General features: G+C 69.5%; 13 protein-coding genes. 10 read left to right on the plus strand and 3 right to left on the minus strand.

Translation table 11 applies throughout. From position 1 onward, the window contains the following. Nucleotides 1-16 precede the first annotated feature (16 nt). Nucleotides 17-1528 carry an ATP-binding protein gene (locus tag CAP_RS10220; RefSeq protein ID WP_197041107.1) on the minus strand — a complete coding sequence of 504 codons (1512 nt, stop codon included), beginning with the start codon at nucleotides 1526-1528 and terminating at the stop codon, nucleotides 17-19. A 358-nt stretch (nucleotides 1529-1886) separates the two neighbouring features. Between CAP_RS10220 and CAP_RS10225 the strand changes: the two genes are divergently transcribed. From CAP_RS10225 to CAP_RS10270, 10 genes are all read left to right on the plus strand, one after another. Next, nucleotides 1887-3158, plus strand: coding sequence for a cytochrome-c peroxidase (locus tag CAP_RS10225; protein WP_044239161.1), 1272 nt, complete (start codon nucleotides 1887-1889; stop codon nucleotides 3156-3158). 10 nt (nucleotides 3159-3168) lie between these two features. After that, on the plus strand, nucleotides 3169-4617 hold the full coding sequence (locus tag CAP_RS10230; protein ID WP_044239163.1) for an outer membrane beta-barrel protein: 1449 nt from the start codon (nucleotides 3169-3171) through the stop codon (nucleotides 4615-4617). A gap of 11 nt (nucleotides 4618-4628) precedes the next feature. Further along, nucleotides 4629-5321 (plus strand): carboxypeptidase regulatory-like domain-containing protein, encoded by a 693-nt coding sequence (locus tag CAP_RS44195; RefSeq protein WP_156040669.1) that lies wholly within the window; start codon nucleotides 4629-4631, stop codon nucleotides 5319-5321. A 5-nt stretch (nucleotides 5322-5326) separates the two neighbouring features. Then, nucleotides 5327-6553, plus strand: coding sequence for a hypothetical protein (locus tag CAP_RS10240; RefSeq protein ID WP_044239165.1), 1227 nt, complete (start codon nucleotides 5327-5329; stop codon nucleotides 6551-6553). Next, complete coding sequence (locus tag CAP_RS44200) at nucleotides 6550-8367, plus strand: PP2C family protein-serine/threonine phosphatase (RefSeq protein ID WP_052374697.1); 1818 nt, start codon at nucleotides 6550-6552, stop codon at nucleotides 8365-8367. The genes CAP_RS10240 and CAP_RS44200 overlap by 4 nt, the downstream gene beginning before the upstream one ends. Nucleotides 8368-8383: 16 nt before the next feature. Continuing rightward, a complete protein-coding gene (locus tag CAP_RS10250; protein WP_044239167.1) occupies nucleotides 8384-8932 on the plus strand; it encodes a hypothetical protein in 549 nt (182 codons plus the stop codon). Further along, on the plus strand, nucleotides 8929-9309 hold the full coding sequence (locus CAP_RS10255; protein ID WP_044239170.1) for an STAS domain-containing protein: 381 nt from the start codon (nucleotides 8929-8931) through the stop codon (nucleotides 9307-9309). The genes CAP_RS10250 and CAP_RS10255 overlap by 4 nt, the downstream gene beginning before the upstream one ends. After that, nucleotides 9309-10736, plus strand: a complete 1428-nt coding sequence (locus tag CAP_RS10260; RefSeq protein ID WP_052374699.1) for a M16 family metallopeptidase — start codon at nucleotides 9309-9311, stop codon at nucleotides 10734-10736. Before CAP_RS10255 ends, CAP_RS10260 begins: the two co-directional genes overlap by 1 nt. Nucleotides 10737-10900: 164 nt before the next feature. Beyond that, nucleotides 10901-12319 carry a M16 family metallopeptidase gene (locus CAP_RS10265; protein ID WP_052374701.1) on the plus strand — a complete coding sequence of 473 codons (1419 nt, stop codon included), beginning with the start codon at nucleotides 10901-10903 and terminating at the stop codon, nucleotides 12317-12319. Nucleotides 12320-12680: 361 nt separating this feature from the next. Further along, nucleotides 12681-13382 carry an alpha/beta hydrolase gene (locus CAP_RS10270; RefSeq protein ID WP_044239176.1) on the plus strand — a complete coding sequence of 234 codons (702 nt, stop codon included), beginning with the start codon at nucleotides 12681-12683 and terminating at the stop codon, nucleotides 13380-13382. 267 nt (nucleotides 13383-13649) lie between these two features. Here CAP_RS10270 and CAP_RS10275 read toward each other — a convergent pair whose 3' ends face one another. Both CAP_RS10275 and CAP_RS10285 read right to left on the minus strand, forming a co-directional pair. Next, on the minus strand, nucleotides 13650-16916 hold the full coding sequence (locus CAP_RS10275) for a protein kinase domain-containing protein (RefSeq protein WP_269324159.1): 3267 nt from the start codon (nucleotides 16914-16916) through the stop codon (nucleotides 13650-13652). A 69-nt stretch (nucleotides 16917-16985) separates the two neighbouring features. Beyond that, complete coding sequence (locus CAP_RS10285; protein WP_044239179.1) at nucleotides 16986-20492, minus strand: FIST N-terminal domain-containing protein; 3507 nt, start codon at nucleotides 20490-20492, stop codon at nucleotides 16986-16988. Nucleotides 20493-20499 lie beyond the last annotated feature (7 nt).

Here is a 20499-nt window from a genome sequence, read left to right on the forward strand (position 1 = left end):
CGACGCCCACGCCTGATCAGGCGCGACGGCGCATGGGGAGGAGCGCCTCCGGGCGGAGGAGGAGCGCTTCGTCGTCGCCGAGACGCACCACCTCCACGGGGTGACGGTCGGGCGTCGGGCAGAACCGCTCGGCGGTGCGGCGGAAAGGGGGACCGCCAGCGCGGAGCTGGGCGCTGAAGTCTTCTCCGTTCAGCTCGATGCAGAGCCGGTTGCCGCGGCGGCTGCCGGTCTCGAGCTGGAGCAGGTCGAGTGGGTCCAGCGCGTCGGCGCTGTCCTCGTTGCGGGGGACGGCATCGAAGGTGGCGGGCACGGCGAAGGTCAGGTCTGCGCCCCAGGCAGGGAAGCACAGAACCCGAAGGCGACGGCTCGCCTGCGGCACCCGCGCGGTCACCGTCGTGCCGTGGCCGAGGTGGGTGGTGACCGCGATGTGTCCTCCCACCCGGGCGAGGGTGCTGCGCACCGCGTCGAGGCCGATGCCCCGGCCCGACACGTCGGTCACCTGCGAGCGCGTGCTGAAGCCCGGCTGGAGCACCACATCGGTCAGCTCGCGCTCCGAGGCCGTCTCGGCGTCCTGCGGCGTCATGAACCCGCGCTCCACGGCCTTGCGGCGCACCTCTTCGAGGTCGATGCCGTGGCCATCGTCATCGACCTCGACCTCGCCGCCTCCGTCGATCATCCGGACCTGCACGCGGATCCTGCCGGTGGGCGGCTTCCCGAGCCGCACCCGCTCGTCGGGGAACTCGATGCCATGGTCGACCGCGTTGCGCAGGAGATGGAGGAGCGCGGTCTCCAGCGCGTCGGCCGCGTCGGCCCGCACCCGCACGTCACCGGTGATGACCTCCACCGCGGTCTCCTTGCCGAGGTCGCGCGCGAGCCGCAGCGCCGCGTGCTGGTGGCGTGTGACCCGCGGGGCGAGGGGGGCCGCGTACAGGTCGGCAATCTGGTGGCTCAGCGCGCGCCACACGGCCTGGAGTCTCTCTCTCGCCGCACCTCCAGCGCGCAGGGACTCCAGGTACACATCGGTGGCCGCGGCCGCGAGCCCTTGCTGGGTCGCCGGGGCCACCCTGTCGAGCGGCTCCACGTTGATGGGAACCCGCCGCGACATCGGTGGCTGCTCGGTGCTCTCCACGGAGCGCACCTGGCTGTCGGCGACCAGCTCGTCGATCTGCTGCACGAAGCCGTCGACGTCGATGCCTCCGAGCGAGACGCCGTCACGCGTCCGGAGCAGCATGACCACGAGCCGGATGGCCATGGTCATCACGAGGTCGAACTCCTCCGGCACCCGAAAGTTCCGGTGCTCCGCGGCGACGAGGAGTTCTTCGAGCTTGTGGGCGAGCAGGTGCACGTCGCTGAATCCCACGACGCGCGCGTCGCCTTTCAGGGTGTGCAGCTCGTTGTGCACCTCGGCCGCGCGCTCATGATCGCCAGCAAGCACGGCTGCCCACTCGGTCTCGATTCGATCGAGGCGCTCGAGCGACAAGCTCCGGAAGCGGCCTACGATCGCGGGCGGGAGGTTGACCGATCTCAAGGGCGCCTGCGCATTGTGGTTCAAGGAGGCGGTGACGTCTGCCGGAAACTGCCATCGGGAAGGGTGAAGCGCAGGATGAGGCGGCGCGCTGACTGCCGCGGACATGCAAGCCGCGTCCACCTGGCTTGCAAGCGGCGGGCCTCCCGCTTCCGGCTGGCAGGCACGCGCATCCTCGCGGGATGCAAATTGGCAACCGGGTGGAGGATCCGGGCTGATGCGTGCGGGAGAGCGCGGAGGTGCGCTGACGTGCGACGGGAAAATGTCTCTTTCGTCAGCGCAGCAACTGCGATGCAATCAGGTCACGCGGAGCTGGGACCTTATGAAGCTTACCCGATCGAGCTTGGCACTTGTGGCTGTCATGGCGTCAGGATGTAGCGCCGAGGAGGCACTGATCGACGGTCTGTTCACGCCGGTCGAGTGGGAAAAGGTGCAGACCTTGTCGCCGCTCCCCGAGGTGCCGGAGGACACGACCAACCGCTACGCCGATGACCCGAACGCCGCGGCGCTCGGCCAGCGGCTCTTCTTCGAGAAGGGCTACTCCGGGCCCATCGCGGTCGGCGGTGCGGAGAGCGGCGCTCTCGGCGAGGTCGGGGAGACCGGACGCGTGGCCTGCGCGAGCTGCCACCACGGCACCTGGCTCATCGACCACCGCTCGACGCCGAACAATGCCTCGCTCGGTACCGCGTGGATCCCGCGCAACGCCAACAGCGTGATCAATGCCGCGTTCTATGAGCCCTGGATCGAGAACGATGGCGTGAGCGATTCGCTCTGGTCCGACGTGCTCGTGGATCCCGAGCTGAACATCGCCATGGATGGCAGCCGCCTGCAGGTGGTGCACGTGCTCTGGGAGAAGTACCGCGACGAGTACAACGCCATGTTCGACCCCGACCTCGACGCCGACCTGGACCCGGCGAGCGAGAACGCCGATCGCTTCCCGGCGACGGGCAAGCCCGGAAGCGAGGAGTGGGACCGCATGACGGCCGAGGACCAGGAGACCGTCACCGGGATCTACGTCAATTTCGGCAAGGCTGTCGCCGCCTACTTGCGCCTGCTCGTGAGCCGTGAGGCGCCCTTCGACAGGTACGTGGCAGGAGAGACGGGGGCCATCGGAGAGGACGCGAAGCACGGCCTTCAGCTCTTCGTGGGCAAGGCGGGATGCGTCGCCTGTCACTCAGGCTCGCACTTCAGTGACGACGAGTTCCACGTGAATGGCCTCGCGCCGGCGGGACCGAACATCAACCCCGAGGAGCTCGGGCGTGCGACCGCCATCGACAACGTCCTCAAGAACCCCTTCAACTCCGACGGGATCTACAGCGACGATCGCGCGACCGGCAGGCTCGAGGGCCTCAAGAAGACCGAGGAGGCGGTGGGGCAGTGGCGCACGAAGGGTCTGCGGCACATCGCCGAGACCGCGCCATACATGCACACCGGCCAGCTCGAGACCCTGCGCGACGTGGTGACGTTCTACAACACGGGGGGGCACGCGACGGGCTTCGTCGGGGTGAAGAGCGACAAGATGAAGCCGCTCAACCTCACGGACGAGGAGATCGACCATCTCGTCGCTTTCCTGGAGACGCTGACGGGCGCGCCCGTGGATGAGGCGCTGCGCGAGGACACCTCCGCGCGGTAACGTCACGCGCGTGAAGCCACCCCGCCACGCCGTCGCCGCAGTCACCCTTGCGCTCGCGGTGTCGCCGGGACTCTCCGCGGCACAGGGGGCCACCTCGTCATCGCCGCCCGTGCCGAGCGAGGCGCAGGCGGCTCCTGCGGCACCGCCCTCTGCAAGCGCGCAGGACATCGAGCGGCGGCTCCTTTTGCTGGAGCAAGACAACGCGCGCCTCCGCGGAGAGGTCGAGGCGCTGCGGGAAGAGCAGGGCTTCCTCGATCAGGTGGTGTCGCGCTTGATGCCGGTGGCTGGCCGCTTCGGGGGCTACCTCGATGTGGGCTTCTTCTCCGTGCAGGGCAACGGGTCGGGGATCCGGGCGGACCTCGGTCACCGCTACTTTCCGAGCTACGCGGGCAAGGTTCCCGATTCGTGGGTCTTCTATGGTGATCCGCTCTCGACCGCGATCAACTCCCGCGGCGAACCCGCCGACACCGGCGAGTCGCGCGCCGTCGTGTTCGACCCGGTGGACAGCGGGGGCAAGCCGTCGTTCCTGGTGAATGCCCTGAACCTCGGCCTCTTCGCGGGATTTGGCGACGAGCTGTCGCTCACCGGTTCGATCGACCTCGTGCCGAGGGCGCGCAACGTGTCGGTGACCGGTGACTCGGCGCTCGGGGATTTCCTCGACGTGAAGCTCGCCTACGCGGAGTACCTGGTCCCGGTGGAGAGCTTCACCCTCAGCCTCTACGCGGGGAAGTTCGACTCGGTGCTCGGCTACGAGTACCGCCTGCGCGAGGCCCCCGATCGGATCACTGTCACCCCTTCGCTGCTGTGCCGGTACACCTGTGGGGCGCCCCTCGGCCTGAAGGCGCGCGGCACGTTCCTCGACGACGTGCTCACCGTGAACGTGGCCGTCACGAACGGGAGCCACGGGACCGAGGGCTTTCCGTTCCACGACGAGATCGATGCCAATGCCTTCAAGACGCTGGCCGGGAGGATCTCCTCCCGAGCCCCCGTCGGCTCAGGTCTGGAGGTCGGAGTGAGCGGAGCCTTCGGCGCCGCGGACCAGCAACCCGACGACGCGGTGCACCAGTTCCATTACGGCGTGGACCTGCACCTGGACTGGAGAGATCTCGAGGTCACGGCGGAGCTCGTTTTCGGCGAGGCGCATGGCAGGTCGGAGCCAGGCGCGGCGCCCTGCAATCTCAGCCCATGCCTGAGTTACCGGGGTGCCTATGGCCTCCTGGCCTACCGCCTCGTCAACTGGATGACGCCTTATGCGCGTGTCGACTGGCGTAATGCGGTGCACCAGAGTGGCGAGAGCTTCGTCTATCTGTCGAAGCTCATGCGGGTAACGGCCGGTTCCCGGTTCGAGATCGGTGAGCGGGTCATCGTCAAGGCGGAGTACACCTTCAATCTGGAGCTGGGGGAGCCGCCCCAGTTCCCGAATGATGTGCTCACGAGCTCGCTGCTCGTGAAATACTGAGAGGGAGAACGATGCGTTCCAGGCACCTCGCGGCGGCAGTCCTTGCAGGGTTGTTCGTGACCCTGTCACGCGGCTCCCACGTGGTCAGCGCCGCTGGCGACAGCGCCGGTCCGAGCGGCACGGTCACCGGCACGGTCACCGTGCTCAAGGACGGGGCTCCCAGGGCGGACCGCTCGGGCATCGTGGTCTACCTGGAGGGCGCGCCGGGGCCGCTCGTGGCTGCGAAGGGGCGCGCCATCCAGCAGAAGGACCTGGCGTTCGTGCCGGGGGTGATGGTGGTGACCACCGGAACCACCCTGGAGTTTCCAAACGAGGACAAGGTATTCCACAACGTGTTCTCGGTCTCCAAGGCCGCACGCTTCGACCTCGGGCTCTACAAGAGCGGGTCGAGCAAATCGGTGACGCTGAAGAACCCTGGCGTGGTGGACGTGTACTGCAACATCCACCCGCAGATGGCGGCGCGGATCAAGGTGGTCGACACGGGTTACCACGCCATGACGGACGCGAACGGCAGGTTCCAGATCAAGGGCGTGCCGGTGGGAACTTACCCGATCGTGGCCTGGCCGGCGTACGGAGAGGAGCAGCGCGGCACGGTGACGGTCACGGCGGGAGGCCTGGCGGCGCTCGACCTGTCGGTGGTCGAGGGCAAGCCGTCGAAGCGGCACCTGAGGAAGGACGGGACGCCATACGGCCGCTACAAGTAGCCCGTGTGGCCACGCTCGGTGGGGCGCTCTTCGGGGCCCTCACGGCATGCGAGGGCTCGCCGCCATGGGGTGTGCCGCCAGTCGCCACCGCCGAACGGTTCGCGCCGGTCGCACCAGGCGCCGCGACGCGCGCGCAGAAGCCGTCCGGGCTTGCCGCAGGGGCGCCGCAGATCGTCGGCCCGCCCGGACCAGCGCACCTGGCGAGCCGCTGCGCCGATTGCCACGGGACGGTGCACGGTGGCTGGTCGGAGTCCGGGCACGCGCAGAGCAACCAGGGCGCGCTGTACACGGCGATGCGGAGGCAGAGCGAGCCCGCGGCGTGTGACCCGTGCCACGCTCCCCTGCGCATGGTGTTGCCGCCGGGGGATGTGCTGGCCGAGGAAGGCGTCACCTGCGATGCGTGCCACACACTCAAGGACGTGGCGGTCGGCGGTCCGCGCGCGACGCTCACCCTGGCGCTCACAGACGATGTCCGCTGGGGGACGCTCTGCGACGCGCAGGAGCATTACTTTCACAAGACAGGGTGCGCGCCCCTCTTCAAGGAGTCTCGCCTCTGCGCCGGCTGTCATCGCTGGTCGATGACGATGCCTTCTGGCAAGAGCCTGGAGGTGCTGATGGAATACACCGACTGGCTGACGAGCCCCGCTGCCGCGGCCGGGACCACCTGCCAGGGATGCCACATGCCCCCGATGCGGGGTGAGGTGGCGACGGGTTGGACAGGGCGCACGTCGGTGCATGGCCACGATCTGCTCGGAAAGGGCGGGTCGCTGCGGCGAAACGCGGTGAAACTCAAGGTGCAGGTCCATGTCGACGGAGGGCAGGAGATCCGCGCCGAGGTGGACCTGACCAACACGAGCGAGGCTCACGCGGCGCCGACCGGGTTCCCGGGGCGGCAGCTCGCGCTGGAGGTGACCCTCCTCGACGCTGCCGAGGGGAAGCTCGCGCGCGCGGCGCGGGTCTACGGGCGGGTGCTGGTCGATGGGGCAGGGCAGGAGGTCCCCTTCTACGAGGCGCACGCGCAGGCGTCGGACAACCGCATCGCACCCGGCGCGACCCGGCGCGAAGCGTTCTCGTTCCAGGTGGGCGCGGCGGCAGCGGTGCGGGCGCGCGTGGTGTGGCGCGCAATGTCGCCTACCATCGCGGCGAAGCTCGGCCTGCCGGTGGAGGAGCAGGTGCTCGCCGAGGTGCTGACGCCACTGCGGCGGGCGGCTAAAGCAGCCGGAGCGCCATGAGGTTCCGCTCCCTGCTCCTGCTCGGCGTGGTCGCGCTGATCGCGGGCTCCCTCGGAGGGACGGTGCTCCTCGTTGCGGCGGTGCTGCATGCGTCGGCACGCACGGAGATCGCGGCGGACCTCAGCCGGGGTCGGGACGCCTTCCTGGAGCTGAAGGCACAGCGCGACGCGCGGCGCAGGTCCGAGACGCGCGTGGTGGCTGAAGAGCCGCGGCTGAAGGCCGTGGTGGCGACGGAGGACGTGTCGCAGGAGACCACCTTCGGAGTGGCCTACGAGCTGCGCAAGGCCGTGGGAAGCGACCTGTTCCTCCTGACGGATGGCGATGGTCGGCTCCTCGCCGACGTGCTCGACCCGACCGCACAGGGCTACGATCTCAAGGAGATCCCGCTCGTCGCTGCGGCGCTGGTCCAGGGAGAGTCGTCTGCGGTGTGGACGCAGGGGGCGCGGGTCTACGAGGTGGAAGCGCGGCGCCTGTCGTTCGGAGCGACCGCGGTGGGCGTGCTGGTGCTCGGCGACGAGCTCGATGACGCCGAGGCAGATCGGGTGGCGCGGGTCACGGGGTGTGAGGCGGTGGTCCTTCAAGGAGGCGTACCGGCGGCGGCGTCACGGTCGCTCCCGGGGAGCCGGGAGTCCCTGGGGTCTGCGCTCGGAGGAATCTCGGCCGCGGAGGCCGCGGCGCCCGTGGAGGTGCTGATCGGCGGGGCGCGCCACCTGGCGCTGTGGGCGCCGATGCCTGGCGTGCAGCAGGGCGTGGACGTACGCCTCGTGATGCTGCGATCGCTCGATCAGGCGCTGCTCCCCGCCGTGACCATCTCGCGGCGCCTCTACGGCTTCGCCCTGCTCTCGCTCGCGGCCGGGGTCATCCTCGCTGTGCTGCTGTCGAAGCGACTCTCCCGCCCGCTCGACGCGCTGGTCGATCTGACCCGGCAGCTCGCCGCGGGGGCGCTCGACGCGCGGACGGTGCTGGCGGGACCGGTGGAGGTGCAGGTCCTCGGGCAGGCCATGAACCGCATGGCCGGCGAGCTGGAGGCATCACGCGAGGCGCTGGTGGCGAAGGAGCGGCTCGAACAGGAACTGGAGATCAGCACCCGGATTCAGACCTCCATCCTGCCTCGGAGCTTCGACGTCGACGGGCTGGAGGTCGCGGCGCAGATGATTACCGCCGCCGAGGTCGGGGGCGACTACATGGATGTCATCCCGGCCCGGGGGGGGACGTGGATCGCCATCGGTGATGTGGCGGGGCACGGGCTGCGATCGGGGCTGGTGATGATCATGCTGCAGAGTGCCGTCTCCGCGCTCGCCCGCGAGCAGCCGCTGTCCCCACCGAGTGAGCTGCTCCGCGCCGTGAACCGGGTGCTCTACGACAACATCCGGAACCGGCTGGGCAACGACGAGCACGTGACCTTGACGCTGCTGCGCTACCGCCGCGACGGCCTGTTCACCTTCGCCGGGGCTCACGAGGAGATCCTCGTGTACCGCGCCGCGACCGGAAAGTGCGAGCTGATCCCCACGCCGGGGCCCTGGGTGGGTGCGATCGAGGACATCGGGGCGGTGACGGTGGACTCGCGGCTCCAGCTCGAGGACGGGGACGTGATGGTGCTCTACACCGACGGGATCACCGAGGCGCGGAACGAGGCGGGGAAGCTGTACGGTCTGGACCCTCTGGTCGCGGCGATCGAGGCGCACGGCGCTGAGCCTGTGGACCGGATCCGGGACGAGATCCTGGTCGGGGTGGCGGAGTGGGCGGTGACGCCAGAGGACGACGTGACCCTGCTGGTGATGCGCTACCGGTCGCCGCAGACGAGGCTCGCCTAGGAGGGGGGATGGCGGCGTGCGCTTCGCGCTTCCCGCCCCGCGGCGGCGGCGTTACGACCTGTGCTCCGGGAGGGGAGCCTTCATGACGGCGTTCGAGCTGCAGTTTCGACCGAGCGCGACGCTCATCCAGGTCGTTCGTCGGTTCGTGTTCGACTTCTATGAAGGGGTGCTCGACGATCCAGACACCGTGGCACGCGTCGCCCTCGCCACCCACGAGCTCCTGGAGAATGCGGTGAAGTACTCGCTCGACGGGGCGACCGAGCTGTCGCTCGGGATCGAGGAGGGCGAAGGTGGCACGAGGGAGGTCGCCCTGCGGCTGCGCAACCGTGCTGCCGCGAGTGACGTCGAAGCGCTCACGGCGCTCTTCGCGGAGATGGACCAGTATCCGGACCCGTACGCGCACTACCAGGCGGCCATGGAGCGCGGGGCGCGGCGTCGCACCGGCTCTGGGCTTGGAATCGTGCGGGTGCGGGCGGAAGGGGAGATGTGCATGAAGTGCAGTGTCGAGGGGGACAAGGTGCTCATCGAAGCGCGAACCCAGGTGGAGCCGAGGAGGGAGGCATGAGCGCGATCGCACTGCCGGCGGTGACTGTCCCCGAGCTGAAGGCGGAGGCGGTGCACGAGGGGGAGATCCTGGTGCTGTGCCTCACGGGTACAGCCGACATGCGGGCGAGCGAGGCACTCGAGCGCGTGCTCGCGCAGGTGCACACAGAGGCGCAGCGGCTCGGCGTCGCTCAGGTGCGGGTGGACCTGCGCGCGCTCGAGTTCATGAATTCTTCGTGCCTGAAGGCCTTCGTGACGTGGATCAGCAACGTGCGCGATGCGCCGGGAGAGCAGCGGTACTCGATCCACTTCATGTCCCGACCGGAGATCCTCTGGCAGCGCCGCAGCCTGCACGCGCTCCGCTGCTTCGCGGTGGACCTGATCACCGTGGAGAGCTGATGCGCGTCGCCGGGCTGATCACCCTGGGGATTCTGGTCTGGGCGGGCCAAGCCCAGGCGCAGGACAAGCCGCAAAGCGCGAGAGCGCAGGCGCAGGAGGCCGGGGGACAGCATCCGAAAGGCGAGCCCAAGGCTGGGGCAGCCACTGCGGGAGCGACGCTGAAGCTGCCTGTCCAGCGAGAGCGGCTCGACAATGGCCTGCGTGTGGTGATGAGCGTCGACCACAGTGCACCCACGGTGGCCGTGGCCATCACGTACGACGTGGGCTCTGCCGACGAGCCGCAGGGCAAGGGAGGGATGGCGTGGCTCGCGGCGCAGATGATGTTCGAGGGCAGCAAGAACGTCGCCGCTGGAGAGCACCGCCGGCTCGTGGCTGCCAGGGGAGGGCAAAGCGCGGCGCGCGTCTCGGCAGACCTCTCGTCATTCGTGTCCGTGCTGCCAGCGGGGGATCTCGAACTGGCACTGTGGTTGGAAGCCGATCGGATGCGTGCGCTCAAGGTCAGTGAGGCGTCGTTTGCCGAGCAGCGCCGCGCGGCAGTGGCAGCGCTCGGCGCTCCGGACGCCCCTGGGGGGAGCGCCGCCCTGCGGTCCCGGCTCGGAGAGCTGGTGTTCGAGGGATACGCACCGTACGCGCACCCCGCCCGGGGGACAGCCGCCGCTCTGGAGAGCGCCGAGATCGGCTGGGTGCGGGAGATCGTCGCGCTGTACGGGCCGGAGCGCGCGGTTCTGAGCGTGGTGGGTGACGTCGAGCCGGCGCAGGTGATGGCGCTCGTACGTCGCCACTTCGCAGGGATTGCAGCGCACCCCGCAGTGGTGCGGCGGGAAGCGGTGCTGCCGGAGCAGACGGGCCAGCGTACGGCGGTGCCCAAGGACGGGAGCGGACGGCTCCCGGCATTGATCCAGGGATGGGCAGTGCCGCCGATGAGACATGCCGACTACCCAGCGTTGACGGTGGCGGCCGAGGTGCTCGGGGGAGGGGAGGGGGCGCGACTTCACCGGCTGCTCGTGCTCGAACGCGGGATGGCGCGCGAGGCGCGTGCTGGTGTCGAGGCGCGACGCGGGCCGGGGCTGCTGGCGATCGAGGTCGGTCTCCTGGGGGCAGAGAAGGTCGCGGAAGCAGAGAAGACCATCGGGGCCGAGATCCAGGCGCTCGCCACGCGAGGGCCCGGCGAGGTAGATCTCGCGCGGGCGAAGACCCGTGCGTGTGCAGAGGAACTGCTGGAGATGCAGCCGAGCGAGGCACGCGCTGTGCGACTCGGCGAGGCAGAGCTGCTCCTCGGCGACGCGGGGCAGCTCGGTGAGAGGTGCACGCGCCTCGGAGCTGTGAGCCGGGAAGACGTGCAGCGCGTGGTGCGTGCATACCTGACACCTGCGCGCAGCTCCGTGGTCGAGGTAGCCCCACGAGGTGGCGAGGAGAGCCGTCGATGAGGGCACTCGCGGTGCGTGGAGCGTGGTTGCTCGGGGGGCTCTGGGCCCTCACCGGCTGTGCGGCGCGGAGTGGCCCACGCACATCCGAGAAGCCCGTTGCGGCTGTCGCAAGGAAGGCACCCCCGGCGAAGGCGCCCGCCACGGATGCACGTGAAGAGCCGCCCGTGTCGGCCGGGGCGAGGGCCTTCAGGTTTCCGACACCCACCTGGATCGAGCTCCCGAGCGGCATCCGGGTGGGGACGGTGATCCACAGGAGCTTGCCAGTCGTGGAGATCCGGGTGGCCATCCCGGGTGGAATGGTGGCGGACGAGGAGCGGGCAGGGGTTGCTGTGCTCACCGGGGAGATGCTTCGGGAGGGCGGCGCGGGCACTCTGGGAGGGCGGGACCTGCTGGCCCAGATGGAAGGGCTCGGGGCGCGGTTCACGGTGGAGACGACGTTCGACGCGACGGTGCTCCGGGTGAGCGCGCCCCGCGAGCAGCTCGGTGCGGTGCTGAAGCTCGTTGCGGAGGTGGTGCTGAGACCACGCTTTGCTCCGGCAGCGCTGGACGGCGTGAAGCGGCGTGCGATCGCCGAGGTGGAGAGGCTTGGCCGCGAGGACGGCGCGTGGGCTGGCCTGACCATGCTTCACCGCGAGCTCTACCTGCTGCCCATGGAGCGCCACCCTTATTCCTCGGCGGCCTTCAGCGCCGAGGAGCTGAGCCGGATCACGGTCGCCGACTGCAGGGCGTTCTACGAGCGTCAGATCGCGTCGTCACCGCTGCTCGTCGTGGTCGCTGGCGACGCGGGGCCGGCCCTGGTGCGCGCTGCGGCCGAGGCAGCGTTCGCGTCTGATACGCGCAGGCGTCGGAGCGTGACGGAGCTGTCGCTGACCGATCCGGTGCCCCCTGAAGGCACGAAGATCACCCTGGTCGATCGTCCTGGTGCGCTGGAGAGCGAGATCTTCCTCGGCTTCGTGGGACCCTCGCGTGGCGATGGAGAGTGGCCGGCCTTCCTGCTCGCAGGACAGATCGTGGGCGGTGCGGGAGGTCCCTGGCTCTCCCAGGGAGGCGCGCTCGCGGGTGCGGTGCTCTCCACGTCCTCCGCGCCGCTCGACGTTGCCCGAGGCCCGACGCCGCTCGTGGTGCGGGTGACCGCGAAGGCGGAGAAGACGGGCGCGGTGGTGCAGGCGCTGCTCGAGCAGGCGGCGCAGCTCTCCACGAACGTACCCCCGCCCGAGGAGGTGGAGGCCGCGATCCATTCACTGTCGAGTACCCTCGTCGTGCAGCTCGAAACACCCTCCGCGCTCGCCGATGCCCTGGTGCGTCTGCGCCTGTCCGGGTTGCCCGACGATCAACACCAGCGCTCGCGGAGGAGCATGCAGGACATGACTCCGGTGTTCGTGGCGAAAGTCGCCAGCGCCTACATGGCCCCCGCGCACGGGGTGCTCGTGGTTGCTGGTGATGCGGCGCGGCTGGGCGTGCCGCTCAGCCATTTCGGGCAGGTGAAGGTGGTGAACCCGACCCGGAATTTCGGGCGGGAGCGCACCCTGCTTCCAGATACCGGGGCCCCTCTCGAGCCGCCCCCCGGTGCGTCGCTCCCCTGATCTCATGCAAGCTTTGAGACGTCGGGCAGCACTCCTCGCGGCGCAACCTCCAGTGCGCCTTGTCATACGGGTCCTGGTTGCTTCCGCGCTCACGGTCAGCGTCGCCCTGGCAGCTGGCGATCACCTCGCCAGCGCAGGGACTGAGCCGCCTCGAGAGGTCTTCACGGAGACCCGGACCTCTCGCCCTCTCGGAGCGCCGCTGCAGCCTGCTCCGGTCGAGCCCCAGCCGGCTCGGAGCGATGGTGCAGCGCGGAGGAGGAAGCCCGAACCGCCCCCACCGCTCGACGGAGCCACGTATGACTTTGCACTGGAGCCCCGGGACGCGGGAGGTGCCGAGAAGAGCTGGCTGGGCAGGGTCTTCGTGCACAAGCTCGCGGCCTCCGCGTCGCGCCCGCTGCCAGTCCTGGTGTTCCTGCACGGCATCAATGCCGAGCTGATCCGCTACCGGTGGATGGGTGGCGGTCAGGAGGGCGATGTCCGCCGGATCGTCTCGGAGCTCATGGAGTCGGGCCGCATCCCCCCTGTCCTCGTCGCCGCTCCGAGCGCCATCGTGCCGGCGGCTACCGCCGTCGCGCGCACGAGCTGGCCTCACTTCGACCTTGCCCGCTTTCTCGACCTCACCACGGCCCGTCTCGGCCGCATGGCCACCCTGGACCGGGAGCGGATCCTCGTCGCTGGTCACTCCGGCGGAGGCTGCAATGCGAGCGGCGGTGTGGTCTCTGCGGCGCTCGCATCTCCGCCTGTCCATGCAGCCCTGGTGATCGACGGCTGCATGGAACCCGACTTTGCCAGCGCAATCGCCAGGGCTCCCGCGACCACGCACGTCATCGTCTCGTGGCAGACCCAGAGCTGGGCCCGGCGCCCTTTCGGCGCTTTCGAGCGCGCGTTCCGGCGTGAGGAGGTACTTCGGCCGGCAGCGCCAGGCGTTCTGCGAGAACTGGAGCATCTACGCCCCACGGAGCCCATGCCCCATGATGCGATGGTCCCGCTGGTCCTCCAGCGCTGGCTCCCTGCGCTGCTCTCATCGGACGCGCTGCCCGATCTACCCTGCGTGTCCCCGTAAGGGATGCATGGGGGCTGCGGTTCACTCACAGAACAGCGTGGCACTCAGGAGCACAAAAAAGCGAGCGCCCGCTCGACGGTGGGGGGGGGAGAACCGTCCGCAGGCGCTCTGTTCATCCCCTCATGCTGCTTCTGTGCCAGCCCAAGACGTTTCCGATTGGGCGAGTTGCAATCGCCTTGGGGCTTCGGCGTGCAAATCTGAAACTTCACCCTTGCGAAGCTGAGGGCATCTCGACCCTGGCTGGGGTGCGGGCCCTCGCCAGGCGACTCAGTGCGGTGTGTCCTTGCGGAGGCGCACCTCCTTGCGACGTCCCCCGGCCTCCACCCCGACGTCAACCAGCCCGGGCTCGGCCTTCTGAACCGCGCGCTGCAAGGCATCGAGGCCCGAGATCGGGGTGCCGTTCACGCTGAGCAGCAGGTCGCCCGGATGGAGGCCCGCGGTCGCAGCGGCGTGCTTGCTGTCGACGCCCACGACCACGGTCTCGCCGGGGAGGCTGGGGACCTGCTCCAGCGTGGGAAAGAGCAGCGCCACGTCGAGGTTCAGCACCTTCAGCGTGCGCTTGTAGATGTCGAGTGCGGCGTCGAAGCCGTCTTTACGGAGGTGGTAGCGGACCAGGGCCGTCACCTCTCCGCCGTGCTCCTGGAAGCGCACCTCGTCGCGTTCGGGCGTCGCGACGGTACCCACCTGCTGCAGGTATCGCGCAGCCTGGGCCGCCATCTGCTCGGGTGTGAGCTTCGCGGGGGCGTCTTTCTCGTGCTGCTTCAGCAGAGCGTGCACGGGGGAGCCGGCGAGTGCGACGGCCAGGTTGCGGATGATCTCTGTGATGGCCGCGGTGCGTGCCGCCGAGAGCGCAACCTCCCGCGTCGCTCCTGCGCCCTGGCCGACGACCAGGACCTGATCTCCCTCGATCACGAAGGAACGCTCGGCCCAGGCAGGGGGGGACTCGTGCTGCAGTCGGCCCGTGCTCTGAGCGTTTGCCGCGTCGCCGGGCGGACCGCCCTGCGTGTCCTTCATCGCGGTGCGGTACGCGAATCCGAGACCCATGGCCACGCCCACGCCCACCAGGAGCGCGATCAACACGGGCGCCCTGGAGCGTATTGCGCCTGCCGCGGTCGGCGGCGTGGAGGGCGTCCCAGGTGCTGCCTGCGCCGTGCGGGTCTCCGCCTGGGAGATGCGCGCTGGCTGAGAGGTGCGGGGCGGCTGAGAGGTGCGGGGCGGCTGGGACGTGCGCGGCGACGAGGGCCGCTCTCGCCCTGCTCCCGGGGACGAGTTGCGCTTCTCCTCGGTGTCAACCGGCTGGGAAGGCCTCGCGCCGCCCATGCGTCGGAGCAAGGGTCGGAGCTGATCGAAGGAGAGGGCGGTGTTGCAGCGCTTGCAGGGGACGTAGGGGTCACGGTCCTCCTGCGCGGCGGCGGTCACCTCCTTGATGTCCAGCAACGTCGAGCGCATCGCATTGCAGGACTCGCAACGTGCTTCCACGAGCGCCGAGGCGATGACGACGCGGAGCTTCGGTTTCGCGGAGATGAGGTGCTCGCAGAGCGCGCGTGGGCAGCCTTCGATGGAGATGGAGGTCACCTCGTCACCGAGCGCGCGCAGCGCCATCTCGAAGGCGCGGGCCCCCTCCGGGACCACTCCGGCCGAGCCGCCGAGATCGATCACCAGGTCACCCTCGATGCCGTCGAGCGCGCGCTTCCATCGGACGGTGGTGTCGAGCTTGCCGGTCACCCGGACGCGGGTCCCATGATTGTCGACCGACTTCTCGATCGCGTCGCCGCTCGCCCCCCCCTCGCTCCTGTTCAACTCGTCGAGTACCGCCCGGACCTCGCGCGGAATGGGCGTGCCGGCGAAGGACGAGGCGAAGGCGAAGTAGCTCTCGGCGTCATCGTCGAAGACACCTTCTGCGCCGCACCGCGGGCAAGGGCTCGGGGGGGGCTCGGCCGCCCGGATGGCCGCCGCGTCCTTCTCGCAGTCGAAGAGCCGATCGAAGGCGTTGCCGCAGCTCTCACAGCGGTACGGTCCGTAGAAAGAGACGATGAGGCCATCGCCGACGAAGCGGCGGATCATGCTCACCTGATTCACGATGGGCTCGGAGCAGCGCGCGATGTACAGCGCGCTCACCCGGGAGCTCGCCTCGTTGAGCATCTGGAGCCATTCGCGCACGCCGAACGAGGTGACCCGCTCCACGCCTGCCAGGTCGAACAGCACCCGCCCCGAGACCTCACGGGCGAGCGCGCCTCCCTGGAACGCTTCCGTCATCCGGCCGGAAAGCGACACCATGAGCAGGCCGTGTGTACGCCGCCGGATGATGGAAAGGGCGCGGGGCTCACCCGTGGGGGCAGGGTCGGGGAGCGGGGAGGGCGCCTCCTCCTCCGCGCGCCTCGGAGGTGAGGGCGCCGAGGGCCTCGTCGCGAACAGCCCATCCTCGTTCCGCCCCTCACGCGGTTCGACGCCATCGGGATCGAGTCCCCAGTCGTCTCCGAGCATCTCTGACGCCGGCGAGCGCTTGGCGAGGTGATCGAGCAGCTCATTGTCGGAGGCGATGGCGTCCCTCCAGGCCTCGGCGCGCTCGCCGAAAAGTTCGCCCATGAACGACGAGAGCGAGAGCGCGCTCGTGTTCAGGCGGTGCTCGCGCGCAAAGGCTTCCAGGTCGATCTGCATGTCACGCGCCGTCGCGTAGCGCTCGGCCCTGTTCTTGGCGAGCGACTTGAGGACGATGCGCTCCAGCTCTGGCGGATAGTCGATCGCCACCCGCGTGGGTGGCGTCACCGGATCTTCCACGATGGCGCGCATGATCTCGAACTCGGTCGCCCCGCGCCGGAAGATGCGGTGTCCCGTCGAGATCTCGTAGAGGATGATCCCCGTCGAGTAGATGTCCGAGCGCCTGTCCAGGCGCTCGCTGCGACACTGCTCCGGAGACATGTACGGGATCTTTCCCTTGAGCGCGCCGTCCCGGGTCTCGTTCATCCGGTTGGCCGCCTTCGCGATCCCGAAGTCGAGGAGCTTCACCGCGCCGTCGTAGGTGACGATGACGTTGTGGGGGGACACGTCACGGTGGACGACGTTCAGCGGCTTGCCGTCGAACCCAACCTTCTCGTGGGCGTAGTGGAGACCAGCAGCCATGCCGGTGGCGATGCTGATCGCCTGCTCGAGCGGCATGCGCTGCTTCTGGGCGCGCAGCTCCTTCTTGATGGAGCGGAGGTCCTCGCCATGGAGGTACTCCATGGCGATGAGGGGGATCCCGTCCACCTCCTCCACGTCGTACATCTGCACGAGGTTCGGATGGGACAGGGTCGCCGCGATGCGGGCCTCGTCGAGGAACATCCGCACGAACTCGGCGCTGTCCGTGAGGTGCGGGAGGATCCGCTTGACCACGCAGATCTTCTGTACCCCCGAGATCCCTGCCACGCGGGCGACCCAGATCTCAGCCATCCCCCCGAGACCGATCCTCTTGAGGAGCTGGTAGCGCCCGAGCCGCGTGGGCCTGGGGGAGACTGTCTGTGGACTGCGGGAGCTGGACTTGGGTCCGTCACTCACGGGAGGTCCCCTCTCTCGTCCGGCGATGCGCGTGGTCCTGGCTGCCTGAGATCATCGAGGGTTGGGAGGCTAATTTCGCTGCCCCGCGAGTTTTCGGAGCTCCAGGGCGCGCCGGGCGCCGAGCGACTCGAGCCTCACAGTGATGATACCATTCGGTGCGGTGCTCGCCCATTCCTCCCGGGCGACCTTGTCGAAGCTTTCCACCGTGGTCACGGGCCGTCCGTTGATCTCGAGCACCACGTCACCCGGGCGTACGTCGGCGCGCGAGATCACCCAGTTCTTCTCCACGTCCACCACAATCAGGTCTCCCTGGGTGCGGATGCTGGCCTCGAGCTCCGGGAAGAAGCGGCCCACCACGAGCCCCTGAAACGTCGACGTTGCGCGGTAGCTCGACACCGCCTGCGCGTAGCTTTGCTTCGGCAGCTTGTAGCGCGCGAACGCCTCGATCCCACCGGACTGCTGCTTCATCACCACGTCGACGCGCTCGGGGGTGGCGAAGGCGCCGACCTGCTGAAGGAAGCGGCGCGCGACGGCCTCGGCGTGCTCCGGCCTTCGCTCTGCGCTCCCCGTCGCAGCGACCCGCGACTGCACGAAGTCGTGGATGGGCGAGCCTGCGAGCTCCGGGATCATGTTCGAGGCGAGGCGCTCCACGGCGTCGGTGCGCGCCATCGCGAGCGCCGCCTCCTCGTTCGCCGCGAGCCCCCCACGGCCGACGACGAAGACACTGTCTCCCTCGATCACGAAGGGGCGCTCGACCCATGGCGGGGGCAGATCGTCCACCTTCGCCCAGCCCGCCGACGGGGCGCTGGCTCCCGCGGGCTGGGTCGCCTGCGGGGTTGAGCGCTCGCGCCAGACCAGCACTCCGCCCACGCCGAGCACCAGCACCACGGCCAGCGCCACCACCGTCCCGCCTCCGAACCGCGGTGGTGCCGGGTGCACCGTGCGCGAGGTCTCCGGAGGGGGCGTCGAGGGGGTCGCCGGCGGTAGGGGCTCCGGGGGCTCCGACAGGGCGGCCTTCGACGCGCGGATGTCGGCAGGGGCTACCCGACGCCCGGTGGCGCGGCCTGCGTGCGCGCCGAGCAGGTGCATCAGCGCGCGCGAACCATCGAACGCAAGCGGGGTGCTGCAGCGCTTGCAAGGAATCGCGGGGTCCTGCCCTTCGCGCAGCGTTTGCGCGTTGGCGAGCACGTCGACCACCACCGGGCGCAGGGCGCTGCAGGTCGCGCACCGTCCTTCGACCACCGCGGAGACGATCGTCACCTCGGGTGGCGACGAGGGCGCGGCGAGGCGCTCTGCCAGGAGCTTCGGGCAGCCCTCGATGCGGATGGCCTCCGTCGAGGGCGCGAGCGACCGCAACGCGCTCTCGAGCCGAGCCGTGCCGTCGGGCGTCGCGGAGGGGACGCCGCCGAGGTCGAAGACCACCTGACCTTCGAGACCATCGACGATCCGGTTCCACCGTAGCTGCGCGTCGAGCCTGCAGGTCACCTTGACCCGGGTGACGTCGCCATCGATCGTCTTCTCGATCGCGTCACCGCCCACGGGCTCCGTCGCCTTCTCCAGCTCCTCGATCACCTGCCGCAGCGCGCGCGGCACTGCACGCGCACCGTGCTGCGCCACGAACCCGAAGTAGGTCTGCGCGTCGTCGTCGAAGCTGCCCGGGCCGCTGCAGCGCGGGCAGGTGGCCGCTGGGGCCCTGCCCTGCGCGAGCGCGACGCCGTCGTGCTCGCAGTCCACGAGCCTCTCGAACTGGTTCGAGCAGCTCTCGCAGGTGTACGGCGCGAAGAACGAGACGATCTGCCCTGCGCCCGCGAACTTGCGGATCATGCTCACCTGGTTCACCACCGGCTCCGAGCACCGGGCCAGGAAGAGCTTGGTGACGCGGCCTTCCGACGCCTGCAGCATCTGGAGCCACTCGCGTACCCCGAACGACGTGATCCGCTCCACGCCGGCGAGGTCGAAGACGACCTGGCCTTCGAGGTCCTTGGCCAGCGCTGCGCCCTTGAAGGTCTCCGTCATCCGGCCCGCCACGCGGACCGCCAGGTAGTCGCCGGCCCTGCGCTTGTCGAAGACCAGCCCGGCGCCGCGCGCCTCCTGCCCTGTGGGTGCCACGCTGCGCGTCGGCGCGAAGTGACGGGCTGCCGAGTGCGCGGTGACCGACACGGACACCGGCGTGTGGTCCGACGATGCCGGCGCGGCCTGTGTCGACGGCGCCTCCTGGTGCGGCATCTCGATTGATGCCGGAATGCTCGATTGCCGGCCCGTCGCCGGAGGGGGTGTCTCCGCCTGCGGCGAGGAGACCGGCGCCGATGCCTCGTGCACTGCCTCCGGCGTCGCCTCCTTCGCCACCCGGCTCTCCGCTCGGGCAGGCGCGCGTGCCTCCACCTCGTCGGGAGTTTGTCGCGCGCGCGCCTGCGGCTTCGGCAGGGGCGTCTTCGACTCCGAGAAGACGGTGAGGGTCATGGTCTGGTTGTGGAGATCGCAGTGGCCAGTGGCGAAGGGAGAGATCTCGCCGTAGGAGTAGAAGCCAGTGAGCTCCGTCCCGGCAGGGAGCTTGTCGAGCACGGCCTCGACCTCTTCCTCGGTGCGCTGACCGAGGACGAGGCGTCGCCCGACGCAGCTGATGGCGACGGCGAGGTGAGCGTCGGTCCTGGCGAGCGCGGGCGTATTGGCGGCCTTGGCTGCCAGCTCAGCGCCGCCGATGAGGCGCTCGAAGTCGGCCTTCATGAGCTGGACGAGGTGGCCTCTGGGCACGTCGCCCGCGAAGGTCATGGAGTTCTTGTCGTGGTCGACGGCGAGCAGGGTGCGGACCAGGACCTTGTCGTCCTTGCTGGAGGCGCGCATGGCGAGGGGGAAGAGCAGACCGGAGGCGGGCAGGTCAGCGGCCTTGTCGCCGAGGTACTCTTTGTAGAGGGCGAGTGCGGGCTTTCCGTCGAGTTCGTAGAGGACGTTGGCCTCGCTGCGGGTGACGGTGCGCTCGGGGCCGAACTTGTCCCATCCGCCCTTGGAGCCGTGGGTGATGAGGACGTGGTCACCGTAGAAGCCGACGGCGGTGACGATGCCGCTGCGGATCTTGTCGCCGGTGCAGACCCAGGTGCGCTTGAAGCGAGGGCCGTCGCCGGAGAGGCCGCCAGTGACGACGACGGTGTCTGGGAGAGCGGAGTTGAGGCCGCGTACCAGCTCGCTGCCGTTGACGCCGAGGCCCTCGCTGAGGACGAGCACCCCCCGCAGGTCGGGCCGCGCCAGCTTGCGTGCGAGCTGCTGCCCGGCGGCGTGCGACCCCGCCATGCTGGAGACCTCGACGTACGCCGAGGTCAGGGTGGTCTTCTCGAAGCGTGCCACCGCTACCGAGAGGCTGCGATCGCGCACGCTCGTGCCGATGATCTCTCCGGCGCTGGAGCAACCAACGAGGTGCGCCCGCGGGTAGGCGCGACGCAGCTCGCGGAGCGGCGCCGGATCGTCGATCAGCTCTGCCGCCCCGAAGGCCAGCACCAGCGTCCGCTCACTGTCGAGCACTGGCAGGGCCCGCACGGACCACTTCCTCGTGTCAGAATCGTACGCGAACGTCTCGAGGATCATCTGAAAC

It is taken from the genome of Chondromyces apiculatus DSM 436, assembly GCF_000601485.1.
Classification (GTDB): Bacteria; Myxococcota_A; Polyangia; order Polyangiales; family Polyangiaceae; genus Chondromyces; species Chondromyces apiculatus.

Bases quoted from the DNA above. Each gene is read 5' to 3' on its own strand.
- CAP_RS10225 (WP_044239161.1), top strand. From the start codon at position 1,887: ATGGCGTCAGGATGTAGCGCCGAGGAGGCACTGATCGACGGTCTGTTC.
- CAP_RS44195 (WP_156040669.1), top strand. From the start codon at position 4,629: ATGCGTTCCAGGCACCTCGCGGCGGCAGTCCTTGCAGGGTTGTTCGTG.
- CAP_RS44200 (WP_052374697.1), top strand. From the start codon at position 6,550: ATGAGGTTCCGCTCCCTGCTCCTGCTCGGCGTGGTCGCGCTGATCGCG.
- CAP_RS10255 (WP_044239170.1), top strand. From the start codon at position 8,929: ATGAGCGCGATCGCACTGCCGGCGGTGACTGTCCCCGAGCTGAAGGCG.
- CAP_RS10260 (WP_052374699.1), top strand. From the start codon at position 9,309: ATGCGCGTCGCCGGGCTGATCACCCTGGGGATTCTGGTCTGGGCGGGC.
- CAP_RS10285 (WP_044239179.1), bottom strand. From the start codon at position 20,492: ATGATCCTCGAGACGTTCGCGTACGATTCTGACACGAGGAAGTGGTCC.